We start from the raw sequence: 13,401 nt of genomic DNA, 5'->3' as shown, positions 1-13,401 counted from the left end.
AATTGTAGATTATTGCCATATGTAGATTATTGCCATAGTTGACCAAGATCAGAGTTGTTAAGCCAGTTGATAAACTGAGTTTGCTCCTGAGCTGGCATATCCTGCAAGATATCGCTAACCCCCTGAGCAAAGTTGGTATTGCCAAAATAGCCTTTACCTAAGCGATAGAGTTCTTGCAACAGGGTGATCATATGATGTTCTTCCCAGATTGGAAAATCAGAGTTGGTAAGGGGGTCGATTTTGAGCAATTGTTGTACAGCTTGGGTCGATTCAACCTGGGGAAAGTTTGAATTTATCAAGATCTTGGCGATATCCTTCTGGAACAACCCAGCTTGTCTAGCTCCTAAGAAGTCTTCCACATCCATATACACCGTCTGTAGTAGCAAAATACAGGCTTGAATGTAGGATACCCTAGTGCCCCTAGAGCTTGGTTCAGTGCCTAATTGCTCCAGACGGATTTTTCCCCAAACGCTGTAGCGCTCAGGTTCTTCCAACAATACACAAGCTTTTCCCCGATGATCGGTGAGGTCTCGCCAGAAAGCTATGGCTTCCTCTTCCTGAGTGGCACCAAATACACTGAGCAGGCGAAAGGTTTGCCCCTGGTAATTGAGAATCGGGATTTGCTGCTCCCTCTGTGGGTGCTGAATACTAGAGATTTCAACATCCTGCCTTTTCAAAATAAACATGATACTGGCACATGACTCCTGACCCTGTCAGGGGGTGCTGTTGACGAAGTATTCTAACCCCCTAGTACTCTGTCAATTTAGTTTTGAGGGTTAGGGCAAGGTGGCAAGGTGGCACGCTGGCAAGGTGGCACGGTGTTAAGTAATACCTAATGCTTAGTAAAAGCATCCGGGAAAGTATAGTTTACCCCTCAATTCAATTTTGACAGAGTACTAGTCACTATCTCCTGATCAGAATCCTTGTGACAGAGTCTGACTAAGTTCTGATCAGTGACACTGACTATGTACCTACCTTAACTCGGGTTCGAGCTAAGTGCCTTGAGTCTTACCGCTAATTGAGACAAGCAATCGATAATTGTGGTGGCTATCCACTTAAGCTGAAGCCTATGGTGAGATCGGGAACGGGAAACTAGGTATTAGGCACACAGAGACTACTACCCGATCACGAGCCAAGCAAAAACAGTTTTTTCTGATGTATGATATAGCTATGCCCTCGTAGCTCAGTGGATAGAGCTAGGGATTTCTAATCCCTCGGCCGTAGGTTCAAATCCTACCGAGGGCGCTTCTTGATAATTGGTGATTAGTCAAAAGTCAATACCATCTGGCTTAATCGGGCTCACAAAATACACAGGACTAAGGATTAATGACTAATGTCTAAATGTAAAGTCTAAATGTAGATGTAAATGTAAAGTGATGTTGCGCTCCTCTTAAAAATTATTGAGAAATCCCCCAAACCTGGATGAGACGCATATGCTTATAAAAATAAAGAAATGTGTCAAGAGATTCCATGGATAACTTACAACGATATCGCATTGTATGCACCCTAAGCTTTGGTGACATTTATGGACAAATTATGGTTTGGTTAATCGTAATTTTCCTGAGTCTCGCCTCAGCCTTAGCTCTTTGGAGTGCTGACCGCCAAATTTACGCTCTGGCAACTGTCGGGCTGATTTTGGTACTATCTCTGCCCTTCCTGCTCTTTGCCTTCGTGACTACATTGTTAAATCATATTGAAATTGCTCAGATGGAAGAGGAGGAAACCACATCAACAGCGGTCGGCAGAGGGCCTAGACAGAAACCTATTGGGGCGACCGGTTGAAGAGAATCCGAACCATCCCCGGCTTTTTCCGCAACCCGGGGAAGGGGAGTTGAGAGCCTCCGTCCTTAAGGAGGGGCGCTTCATACTTTTTCCGCAATCCTAGAGGGTAAATGCCTAGAGGCTAGAACCTAGAGCCTAAAATAGGAATTCGGATTCCATAATACGAGCGAGATGCTAGAACACGATGTCATTATTGTCGGTGGGGGATTAGCTGGATGTCGCGCTGCTTTAGAGATTAAACGCTCTGAGCCTAAGCTCGATGTCGCCCTTGTCGCTAAAACTCACCCAATTCGTTCCCATTCGGTGGCTGCCCAAGGGGGTATGGCAGCTACTCTGAAGAATGTTGATGCTGAGGATAGCTGGGAAGCCCATGCCTTCGACACGGTTAAAGGGTCTGACTACTTGGCAGACCAGGATGCAGTCGAAATCCTCACCAAAGAGGCTCCAAAGGTGGTCATTGAGCTGGAACACATGGGGGTGCTGTTTTCGCGCTTACCGGATGGTCGGATTGCTCAGAGGGCTTTTGGAGGTCATTCCTATCGCCGCACTTGCTACGCGGCAGATAAGACGGGTCACGCCATTTTGCATGAACTGGTGAACAATCTCCGCCATAACGGTGTCAAACTCTACGATGAGTGGTACGTTATGCAGCTGATTTTGGAAGAGGGTCAGGCAAAAGGGGTGGTGATGTTCCAGCTCCTAGACACGAAGGTGGAAGTAGTACGGGCAAAAGCGGTCATGTTTGCTACCGGGGGTTATGGACGGGTATTTAATACGACCTCCAATGACTTTGCCTCCACTGGGGATGGTCTGGGAATGTCAGCTCTGGCTGGGGTGCCTTTGGAAGATATGGAGTTTGTACAGTTTCATCCTACGGGCTTGTATCCGGTAGGAGTTTTGATTTCTGAGGCGGTACGAGGGGAAGGGGCTTATCTGATTAACTCAGAAGGCGATCGCTTTATGAGGGACTACGCCCCCAAACAAATGGAACTGGCACCCCGGGATATTACTTCAAGAGCGATTACCCTAGAACTCAGAGCTGGTCGTGGCATTCATCCTGATGGCAGTGCAGGTGGACCTTTTGTTTACCTTGACCTGCGCCACATGGGCAAAGAAAAGATTATGAGTCGGATTCCGTTTTGCTGGGAAGAAGCCCATCGATTGGTTGGTATTGACGCAGTACATCAACCAATGCCAGTACGACCAACTGCCCACTACTCTATGGGGGGAATCCCTGTCAACACCGATGGACAAGTTCATAGTGGTGAAGATGGGTTAATTGAGGGCTTCTTTGCCGCTGGGGAATCAGCCTGTGTCTCTGTTCATGGGGCGAATCGCCTCGGGAGTAATTCCCTGTTGGAATGTGTCGTTTATGGCAAAATAACCGGTGCTGCGATCGCAAAATACGTCCAAGACCGGAAGTTACCAGACATTGACGAGCAATCCTACCTCAATGCAGCCCAGGCAAAAATCAAAGCCCTTGTGGAAAAATCTGGCACCTTACGGCTTAACCAGTTGCGTCAAGCTTTCCAAGACTGTATGACCCAATTCTGTGGCGTTTTCCGTAACCAAGGGTCCATGGAGGAGGGATTAAACCAACTGCAACAATTCAAACAACAGTACCAGCAAATTTATTTGGATGACAAAGGCAACTGTTGGAACACGGAAATTATCGAAGCCTTGGAACTGCGCAATTTAATGATAGTCGGAGAAATTATTCTTACCTCTGCTCTGAACCGACGAGAAAGCCGGGGTGCCCATAGCCGGGAGGATTATCCCCAACGGGATGATCCCAATTTTCTCAAACACACCCTAGCGTTTTACTCATCTGCAGGTATTGACCTGCAATATAAACCGGTAAGCATCACCTTGTTTGAACCGAAAGAGCGGAAGTATTGATTGTTACTCCGATACTGCCTCAGTGGTCGAGTCATGGGTAACTAGCGTTACTACTGTGTCTTGGTTACTCATGACTCATGACTAATCATGGTTTAGCCAATGACTAATTTTCTGGAGTTTCTGGAGTTTCTGGAGTTTCTGGAGTTTCTGGAGTTTCTGGAGTTTCGGCTGCCAACTGTTTGACTTGGTCTTTGTACTTGGCTGGTGCTAGGGATTCAGCCTGGTCAAACAGGGGTTTAGCCTTTTCAGTGTTACCCTGTTCTTTAAAAATCATGGCTTTAGCTAGCACTGGTCTCCAGTCATCTTGGCTGCCTTTGATCGCCTGGTCATATATAGCTGTGGCTTCGTCATAACGCTTCTGATTCGCGTAAACTTGACCTAACAACAACTGCACAGAAATGACATCAATGCTCCCAGGTTTAATCTCATTGACTTGCTGGGAACTTTTTAAGGTGTCTTGCAGCAAACCGATGGCTGCTTCTGGGCGGTTTTCCTGGGTTAGCAAACTAACTAACCCTTGCAGAGCATTCATATCCCCAGGCTTAGCGTTTAATATGTCCCGATAGGCTTGAGCTGCTCCTTCGCGATCGCCAATTTGTTGTTTTACCTGAGCCAGCAAGACCCCATAATCTGTCTGGTCAGTATTGAGTTTGGCTAACTTTTCTAAGGGTTCAATGGTGCCTTTGATGTCTCTGAGCTGCAGCCGTATCTCCAGCAGACCTCTCAAAGCCGTTAAATTTTCTGGTTCTCGCTGCAAGACTAGTTCATAACCCTTGGCTTGAGCTTCTAGTTCTGCTTGCTGCTGGGCAGAAATATTTGGTGTAGCTGTAGGTGTTGCCCCAACAGAGGCGGGATTATCCTTGAAAATATTCCCTAGCAAAGGAATCATCGAAATACCGATAAAGGCTAGCACAGCTAGTACTAGCACTATTTTGATCCAGAGACTGCGCTTTTGAGACACAAAACTTTCTTGAACTGTTCTATAAAACGTGAACATCGCGGACAAAAACGTCACAACGACGCCTGTTTACTTCCTGTTTCAACTAGGACTGTCGGCAGCACCCTATCCACAGGCTTCAAATCGGCTGGAACCCAACCTAATATTGAATTTGAGGTGACAACTTTGTGGCTTATCTCCGTTATTTTCGGGAGATTTAAAACTGATGGCTTTACTCAGTTACCTTTTCACAGGCTACCCACTCTTGTAGAAGATTATCTGGATGTCAAGCCTAATACTGTTATTGCTTGGTTATTGCATAGGCTCATTGTACCACATTCCCAGAGGAGTTTTCTTGAAAACATGCGGGTATGTTACCCATGCGTAACGCTAATCATCTACTAGATTGCTACTCTCTTCCCATTATGAAACGATTTGGGGAGTTTCAAGTCTCCTCCCATCAATCCCATCTATCTAAATAAGCTAGCATTAAAGCTCATTTAAATCGGCTAGAAACCGCTCAGATTAAAGATTCCATAAACTTTGCGGATCTAAGCTTTATCTCACTGCATTCTGTACAGTGGGTAGACTAGTACCAAGTGCGCTCACCCTCCAGTTTTTTGGTGGCAACAGTCCAGAAGAATTTTTTCTGGAAAGGACACCGGAAAGCTGGAACATGTTGACAAGACAATGCTGCCAATGTCAGTCAAAACCACCCATGGGAATGTGTCTCCGCCGCTAGGAGGTTATATGAATTCGTCTGTGAATGGGCTTCCCGACTCAGCTGAGTCGTCTCGAATCCAACCACCGGAAGTATCCAGTGTGCAAAACCAGCCCCCAGAAACACCAACTGGTGGCTCTCAAGATACCACCAAATCAGATCCCTTAGCTGAATCTAATGGGACAGTAACTACTCAGGTCTCAAGTCAGGTCTCAAGTCAGGTCTCAAGACAGCACCCAATTCCTGCCCCCAGTGAACCTAGGCAATACCGCGCCATCGGTCTGGTCAATGGCAAATATATGCCTTCCGCAGAGCAGTTGACCAGGGGAACACTTGTAGCGGCAGATGGAACCTTGATTGATGCGGTGTTACTCGGTCGGGTCATGAGTTTGGTTAAGAATCACTTAGATCTCAATCAGCCCCACCTCTGGGTTGTCTATCCCCGCATCAGGCAAGCAGACGATAACTTACATGTCCAAATTGTTGGCGTCTGGGAACCAGAAACTCTCGAATCCACAGCTGAAGCTGAAACAACTGACTCGGGAGTTGCTCAGTCCGAAGCAGAAGTCGAGACATCAAATGACTGCTCAGAAGCTGAGGTGGAACCGATTCCTAAGGATGGCTATTTTTCCATTCGTGGCGAGGTGATCTACCATTCGCGGGAGAATGAACAAGTCGTTGTTAAAATTAGGCAATTACCTCGTAAAGAGTCAGATAAGCCTAAGTTTTTCAAGTTAAAGCTTAAGGGTTGCCTGGGAGAAAGGGTCGTTGGTCATTTTTGGGATTTACATGCACAGCTGCAAGCCAATACCCTGGTAATCCAGGAAGGAAATGATATTGGTTTTCTCAACAAAAAAGGACCAAAGAGGAAACCATTTAATAAAAATAAGAAACGTTTTGGTCCTAAAAAGAGTTACCCGAAGCCACGCCCTGCTCGTAAAAAGGATGGCGCGGCTACAGCCACAGCACCCAAACCCCAAACACCAAGACCGAAACCGATCAAGCGTATTGACAAGGGTAGTCAGGGTGATCCCTCTGGGAATTCTGCTTGATGGAAAGTGGAGAATTGCTCGAAGCGTGAGCTACCACGCTTTACTTTGAAGAATATGGGGGGATGGGGGAATGGGGACGGACATGGAATATCCCCTACTCCCCTACTCCAGTATCTATTCTCCTGGCAGACTCAGAGGGACTCGCAGGAGTTTATTCAATTTTAATTTAATTGATTTTTTGCTTGGCGAGATGGTAGGATTAACAGTCAACGGTCAACCGTTAACGGTCAACAGTCAACAATAATTGACAGTTTATTATTAAAGTTTTTTAAACAAAGGCTGTCTTAATTTAAAGTTTTAATTAAGGGCTCTACTTGACTAGATTATAAGGAATAATTAACTTCATAACTACGTATGAATTCGGGGAATAAAGACTAGTACATTATTGTTCCGAAGTTCCGAAGTTATGAAGTTATGAAGTTACCTTTAAATTAATTTGATGTCCTAAGGATTCTGATCAAATCTATAACTATAAATTATAGATTTGATGAAGGATACGCTAACTAATAGCGTTATTGAATCCTATGGCGAGATAAATTCCATGGATAGGTAAATTTATAAAAATGTTTGATTGATGTCCATGAGCTACCTAATTAAGGTAGTCTTTTTTGGTGAGATCCTACGCTATCTATGACTATTTTTCTTACCCTGAGCGTTGTTGTACTAGCTTTAATCAGTTTCATTAGGGAATGGATGCCAGTGGATATCACTGCGATCGCAGTGATGGTGTTACTGATGCTTCTAAAGCTAGTCACCCCAGAACAGGGAATCTCCGGTTTTGGCAACCCTGCCACGATCACTGTGATGGCTATGTTTATCCTCAGTGCTGGGATTGCCCGAACTGGGGCGCTTCAAATCGTGAATGACCTACTGCTGAAGTGGGGAGGCAAGGAGTCAACCCAGCAAATATTTACCATGGGAATGATTGCTGGTCCGATAACGGGCTTCATCAACAATACTGCTGTGGTAGCTGTACTACTTCCCATTGTAGAAGATTGGTGCCGCAAGCAAAGTATTTCCCCTTCTAGGCTTTTGATGCCCTTATCCTTTGTCACTATCTTAGGGGGCATGATCACTACCATTGGCACCTCCACTAATGTCTTGGCCAGTGGGTTGTCTAAACAGTTGGGCTATGGTGATTTCAGCTTGTTTCAATTCACCCAATTGGGGCTAATTACATTTACCGTAGGATTGGCATATTTGGCTCTAGTGGCACCTCGACTTTTGCCCAACCGTAAAGTAGCTAGCAATGGTATTGTCACTCAAGACTATAATCTCAAAGAGTATGTCAGTGAAATTGTAATTACACCAGATTCCAGCCTAGTGGGACAAACCCTACGTGCCAGTGAAATCCAGCGGAAGTTTGATTTGGACGTTTTGGAACTGATTCGCAATGGTAGTCGTTTTCCCCAACCCCTGGCAGATAAAGTATTGCGACCAGGGGATATTTTGATTGTGAGGTCTGGTCGGGAGTGTCTGCTGAGAGTCAAAGATCAACGAGGGATAGAAATCTTAGCTGATGTCCAATTTGGACAACAACCCTTGGAAAGCGGTCTTACCTCTGGGGAGGAGGGGATTGCTGAGGTGTTGATCCTGGCTAACTCTAATTTAATTGGCTCAACCTTAAAGGATATGCGGTTTCGGCAACGCTATAACGGTACAGTTTTGGCAATTCGACGGGGACAGGAGCTGGTCAGAGAAAGACTTGGAGGAGTTTCCTTACACTTTGGTGATGTGCTGTTGGTACAAGGGCCGAGGCAAAGTTTGTTGGGATTGCAAACCAGTCGAGATTTGTTGGTGATTGGACAGCGAGATTTAGAAACCCTACGGCGAGAGAAAGCAGGGATTGCGATCGCAATTAGTTTAGGGGTAGTCTTAGCAGCTGCCTTTAATGTGCTAACGATTATGGTGAGTGCCTTGTTGGGAGTGGTGTTGATGGTGATCACTGGTTGTCTCAAGCCTGGGGAACTATACGGAACAGTACGCTGGGATATTATTTTCCTGCTGGCTGGGTTAATTCCTTTGGGGATAGCGATGAAGCAGTCAGGCACAACCCAATGGTTAGCGGAAAATCTAGTGGCACTAGGGGGTAATCTTCCTGGTTATTGGTTGTTAACACTGTTCTATGTGGTTACTGTCCTGATCACAGAGGTGCTGTCTAATAATGCTTCGGTAGTGTTACTATTGCCGATTGCTGTGGAGGTAGCTAAGAGTTTGAGTCTGAATCCTCTGGCATTTATGTTTACGGTGATGTTTGCCGCATCTAATAGTTTTATGACTCCGATTGGGTATCAGACCAATACCATGGTTTATGGGCCAGGGGGTTACAGGTTTTTGGATTTTGCTAGGGTGGGTGCCCCATTAAGTTTGTTGATGGCATTGATTATTCCGCCACTGGTTATTGCCCTGTATGGGTTGTCTTGAGTTTTACTGCTATAAATAAGCTAATCTTTATTCCCTCCTCATGCGCGCTTTGCCTCAAGACACGGTTTGTTTTTTAACTGAATAATATCCAATTTAAATGGGCAACAGCTTATAGTTTTTTTCTGAACCAATGAATTTACTTAATTGGTTAAACTATCCAGATTTAACAGATAGTTTTTGAATAAGTTAACAGATAATTATTATCAGGGATAACTCTAGATTTCACCTAGATTAAAATTTTAAATATAACCTGTATTTCTGCTCCCTACTCCCTACTCCCTGCTCCCTACTCCCTACTCCCTGCTCCCTACTCCCTGAAACCCGAAAATTTGTACCTCACCCAATTGATAACTGCTAGAAAAGTGAGGAGATAGTTTTGAAACGGACTAAAGGATCAGATCAGAGATTACCCAGGGTGGTTTATACTCCTGAGAGTAAGATGAGGCATCCGCTTCAATTATTTCAAGAGATGGGGCGAGACTTGCTAGCTTCTAGGGAACTAGCTTGGCGACTTCTGGTGCGGGATATCAGTGCCCAATACCGCCAGTCATTTCTGGGAATTGTCTGGGCTTTTATACCACCAATTGTGACAGCTGTTGGCTTTACTATGGCTAAGAGTAACGGGGTGATTAATGTTGGTAGCACGGAGTTGCCCTATCCAGCTTATGTGATGTTTAGCATGACCCTGTGGCAGACTTTTGTGGAAACACTGAATGGTCCTGTCCAAGCCGTGACCCAGGCCAAGGCAATGTTGGCTAAAATTAATTTCCCCCGTGAAGCGATTATTCTTAGCAAACTCGGTCAAGTATTTTTTAACTTTGGTATCAAGTTAATTCTGATTGTGGGCTTGTTTATCTGGTTCAAGATGCCAGTAAGTTGGAGCGTGATTATAGCACCAGTTGCTTTGATTAATCTTGTATTTTTTGGAACATTTATTGGCTTGTTATTAGCCCCGATGGGAGCCTTGTATAAAGATTTTTATATGGGTCTTACTTTGGCAACTGGATTTTGGTTATTTCTGACTCCAGTTGTCTATCCAGTTCCTAGTGAGGGGGTATTTGGCGCTATTGTGAAATTCAATCCAGTCACTCCTTTGCTGGTGACAACACGAGAGTTGGCAACCACAGGTGTGATCTCCGATCCCCTGGGATTTTGGGTGGCGAGTGGAATTGCTGTTGTGGGATTGCTACTAGCTTGGATTGTCTATCGTCTCTCCATGCCTTTTATAGTTGAGAGGATGAGTTCTTAATGATGATTAGTACCAGTGAGCAAGACCTTGCGAACAAATCCCAGGATAGTGAAGTCATTCTCTCGATTAATGGGGTTTCTAAAAAGTTTTGTCGGGACTTGAAGCGGTCTTTATTATATGGGGTTCATGATATTGCCACTGAGTTATTAGGATTGCGGCAGAAGGATGATAAGCTGCGGAAAAAGGAGTTTTGGGCACTTAAGGATGTCAGTATTCAATTGCGACGAGGAGAAGCAATTGGCTTAGTGGGTAAAAATGGTAGTGGTAAATCGACATTATTGCGGATTATTAGTGGTTTGATTAAGCCGGATGTTGGCTCTGTGGAAGTTAAAGGTCGCTTGGCACCATTGATTGCGTTAGGAGCAGGGTTTAATCCGATTTTGACAGGGCGGGAAAATATTTATGCCAATATGTCGATTTTGGGGTTGTCGAAAAAAGAAATTGATCAGCGGTTTGATCAAGTTTTAGAGTTTGCGGAAATTGGCGATGCGATTGATGCGCCCGTACAAACCTATAGTTCTGGCATGGCAGCAAGGTTAGGCTTCGCTAGTGCAATTCATACAGAACCAGATATTCTTCTGATTGATGAGGTGCTAGCAGTTGGCGATATTCTGTTTAGGATGAAATGCTATAGAAAGCTATCTGAATTACGGTATAAAGGTACAACGTTTGTGTTAGTAGCTCACAATCCTAATTCTATTCTATCTATTTGTGATTCAGCAATTTATCTTCAACGGGGAAAATTACTAGCAGTTGGTAAAGCCCCTGTGGTAATGCAACAATATGATCAAGATTTGTTCCTAGATAACAAACAGGAATCAAAAGGAGCTGTTTTCTTTAAAGAAAAACCCGCAGAACAAAGCACTGGTTTAGATATTATTGGCGTTTACTTTAGAGATGGACAAGGAAATAGGATTGACTATCCTCTCAGTGGTCAACCGGTATCCTTTTGTGTTAAGTGCAAAGCTCACACAGAAATTGATAATGGAACCCTTTTTATTATTATTAGACAAAGTTCTGGAGAAGGTGAACCATTCTTAAATCTAGATAGTTACCTAGACAACACAATATTTAAATTTTCTAATGGACTAGTTGAGCTTCAGATAGAAATGCCTTACCTTGGATTACGTCCAGGTTCTTATTCTACTAAAGTCTGGGTTCAAAAACCACCTAAATATATCTACGACCACGTAGTATTCAAATTCCAAGTTAAAAGTAATACTTTAATGACTCAATGTCAATTTTATCAACCTAGAAAATGGAAAGTTTTATACCATTAATATATTGACCCGGTGGGTGGAATGGGCATCAGGCGTGGAACGGGCATCTTGCCCGTTTCATTTCCGGACGGACTGTCCCAACACTGGCTACCGAGAAAATGAGGGCTAGCCCAAAGGTGGTGCGTTACGGGGCGGGCTGTCCCAACACTGGCGCTCGAGGTTGAACATGAGGGCTAGCCCGCCCCGTAACGCACCCTACGCAACTCTGCTCCCTACTCCCTATTCCCTATTCCCTATTCCCTGTTCCCTTTGCTATATGTATGAATTCTTTAAGTTAATCAATAAATTATGGAATAATCATAAACAGAAAATCAGACACAACTATTATCGTAACCAACTTGGAAATATTGGGTAAGAGTGTTATATAGGCAAAAATGTAATCAAAAATAATTTAAGTAAATTATTTCTAGGCAATCGAGTTATTGTAGAAAATAATGTAACCCTTAAATGTAATTTGGAAGATTCTGCTATTCATATTGGCGATCGCTCAATTATCCGAAGTTCAGCAATGCTCATATCTGCACAGGGTAAGATAAAAATTGGTAGTGACTTTAGTGTTAACCCTTTTTGTTTTCTTTATGGTGCAGGGGATTTAGTTATAGGAAACTGGGTCAGAATCGCTACCCATACTGTAATTGTTACTTCAAACTATACCTTTGACGATCTTGATAGGCCTATCGACCTTCAACCGTCTACTAAGAAAGGTGTCATTATAGAAGATGATGTTTGGATCGGGGCGGGAGTAAGAATCCTTGATGGTTGCAGAATAGGTAAAGGTTCTGTCATTGGTGCTGGGACAGTTTTAACCAAGAGTGTTGAGCCTTACTCCGTAGTTGTAGGAGTACCGGGTAAGGTTATTCGTAAACGTGGTGAATTTAAAGATAGTAAACAGCAATAAACAGGAGATTTTTTTTGACAAGACTATTCAAAGTTAACTAAATTTATCTGATCAAATTATGACTAATAAATAATCCAGGCTATCCTAGACTGATTATAGTAAATAATTTAATTTAGCTTAACTCCTTAAACACCAAGGGAGTGAATACAATGAAATTTAAAAAGAATTACTTTTGAAAATCGCTACAAGCCTCTTTTAGTAAGCTTTGTAGCGATTATTTTATACTAATTTAGTTTCCCCACACTCTAGAGAGCCATAATCCCTAGCACTATGAGGATAATTAGCTATGAAAAATAAAGAGCCTGTGCGAGTATTTATCGGCTCTGGTGAAGCCAGTCTAGTGGAGAGGAAAGTTTCAATTTACTCTCTTCGTAAGCATAGCCGTAGGGAACTGGATATTTATGTTTTCAATGGCACCCACAATGCTATTGAACGTAATGATGATCAACCTTATCTCGCTCCCATGTCCTTACGAGTTAAATATCGCAATACAACTGAGTTTAGTCTCTATCGATATTTGATTCCACAGCTGTGTAACTATCAAGGTAAAGCTATTTATATTGACTCAGATACTATCTGTTTGACTGATATTGGTGAACTGTTCGATACACCTTTGGATGGCTGTGATTTCCTGGCAAAAAGAGCTTATAGCACTGAAGCTAAAGACCTTTGGGGCTTGAGCGTAATGCTGATCGATTGTCAAAAATGTAACTTTGATTTAGAAACCTACTACAACGAAATTGAGCAAGGTCTGTATTCTTATCCTGACCTTGCCCGTATGAGTCCGGCTTTTCTGGCTCATCACCATTACCAAATCGGAGAACTAAACCCCCTTTGGAATGTCTTTGATTACTATGACAAGGATACGAAGTTAATCCACTATACAAACCTCTACACTCAACCGTGGAAGTCTCATAATCATCCCTATGGAGATTTATGGTTTCAGTACTTTAATGAAGCTAGGGAGTGCGGTTATATAAGCGAAAATGATATTGATTTAAGCTTTGCTCGTTCCTACGTCAGGCGTGATTTACTAAAGGGAAATTTCTCAGGTAGTTTTTTAAAAAAAGTGAGATACACCCCATTGATTTATCGTCTTTACGAGAGTTTAAAAAAGCTACTGATTAATTAATTTTATAAACGTGATTATATCACCAGT

General features: G+C 43.4%; 12 protein-coding genes and 1 tRNA gene. 11 read left to right on the top strand and 2 right to left on the bottom strand.

Annotated elements, in window-relative coordinates; translation table 11 throughout:
• Positions 1-26 precede the first annotated feature (26 nt).
• Positions 27-686: an Npun_F0813 family protein gene (locus F6K46_RS18640; protein WP_075905406.1), complete on the bottom strand. Its 660-nt coding sequence runs from the start codon at positions 684-686 to the stop codon at positions 27-29.
• A gap of 486 nt (positions 687-1,172) precedes the next feature.
• Here F6K46_RS18640 and F6K46_RS18635 point away from each other — a divergent pair.
• From F6K46_RS18635 to F6K46_RS18625, 3 genes are all read left to right on the top strand, one after another.
• Positions 1,173-1,245 (top strand) — tRNA-Arg (locus F6K46_RS18635).
• A 225-nt stretch (positions 1,246-1,470) separates the two neighbouring features.
• The gene (locus F6K46_RS18630; protein WP_075905408.1) at positions 1,471-1,782 is read left to right on the top strand and encodes a hypothetical protein; all 312 of its coding nucleotides are present in this window, start codon (positions 1,471-1,473) and stop codon (positions 1,780-1,782) included.
• Positions 1,783-1,953: 171 nt separating this feature from the next.
• Positions 1,954-3,681: a succinate dehydrogenase/fumarate reductase flavoprotein subunit gene (locus tag F6K46_RS18625; RefSeq protein ID WP_293059933.1), complete on the top strand. Its 1,728-nt coding sequence runs from the start codon at positions 1,954-1,956 to the stop codon at positions 3,679-3,681.
• Between the two features lie 103 nt (positions 3,682-3,784).
• Here F6K46_RS18625 and F6K46_RS18620 read toward each other — a convergent pair whose 3' ends face one another.
• Positions 3,785-4,678: a tetratricopeptide repeat protein gene (locus F6K46_RS18620; RefSeq protein WP_293059930.1), complete on the bottom strand. Its 894-nt coding sequence runs from the start codon at positions 4,676-4,678 to the stop codon at positions 3,785-3,787.
• 690 nt (positions 4,679-5,368) lie between these two features.
• On the opposite strand from F6K46_RS18620, the gene F6K46_RS18615 reads away from it, so the two are divergent.
• The 8 genes from F6K46_RS18615 (at position 5,369) to F6K46_RS18580 (ending at position 13,374) form a co-directional block, all read left to right on the top strand.
• On the top strand, positions 5,369-6,391 hold the full coding sequence (locus F6K46_RS18615; protein WP_293059927.1) for a hypothetical protein: 1,023 nt from the start codon (positions 5,369-5,371) through the stop codon (positions 6,389-6,391).
• 70 nt (positions 6,392-6,461) lie between these two features.
• On the top strand, positions 6,462-6,635 hold the full coding sequence (locus F6K46_RS18610; protein ID WP_158069870.1) for a hypothetical protein: 174 nt from the start codon (positions 6,462-6,464) through the stop codon (positions 6,633-6,635).
• 386 nt (positions 6,636-7,021) lie between these two features.
• Positions 7,022-8,815 (top strand): SLC13 family permease, encoded by a 1,794-nt coding sequence (locus F6K46_RS18605; RefSeq protein WP_293059924.1) that lies wholly within the window; start codon positions 7,022-7,024, stop codon positions 8,813-8,815.
• A 376-nt stretch (positions 8,816-9,191) separates the two neighbouring features.
• On the top strand, positions 9,192-10,064 hold the full coding sequence (locus F6K46_RS18600) for an ABC transporter permease (RefSeq protein ID WP_293059921.1): 873 nt from the start codon (positions 9,192-9,194) through the stop codon (positions 10,062-10,064).
• Positions 10,064-11,344 carry an ABC transporter ATP-binding protein gene (locus F6K46_RS18595; RefSeq protein ID WP_293059918.1) on the top strand — a complete coding sequence of 427 codons (1,281 nt, stop codon included), beginning with the start codon at positions 10,064-10,066 and terminating at the stop codon, positions 11,342-11,344. The genes F6K46_RS18600 and F6K46_RS18595 overlap by 1 nt, the downstream gene beginning before the upstream one ends.
• A gap of 166 nt (positions 11,345-11,510) precedes the next feature.
• Positions 11,511-11,699, top strand: a complete 189-nt coding sequence (locus F6K46_RS18590) for a hypothetical protein (protein WP_293059915.1) — start codon at positions 11,511-11,513, stop codon at positions 11,697-11,699.
• 99 nt (positions 11,700-11,798) lie between these two features.
• Positions 11,799-12,242: an acyltransferase gene (locus F6K46_RS18585; RefSeq protein WP_293059912.1), complete on the top strand. Its 444-nt coding sequence runs from the start codon at positions 11,799-11,801 to the stop codon at positions 12,240-12,242.
• Positions 12,243-12,528: 286 nt separating this feature from the next.
• Positions 12,529-13,374, top strand: coding sequence for a glycosyltransferase (locus F6K46_RS18580; protein WP_293059909.1), 846 nt, complete (start codon positions 12,529-12,531; stop codon positions 13,372-13,374).
• The last annotated feature ends 27 nt before the right edge of the window (positions 13,375-13,401 follow it).

Origin of the sequence: Moorena sp. SIO3E8, from assembly GCF_010692445.1 — a bacterium.
In the GTDB taxonomy this organism is placed as follows: domain Bacteria; phylum Cyanobacteriota; class Cyanobacteriia; order Cyanobacteriales; family Coleofasciculaceae; genus Moorena; species Moorena bouillonii.
The sequence above is the reverse complement of the archived record's forward strand: the minus strand, read 5'-3'. Positions and strand labels throughout refer to the sequence as shown.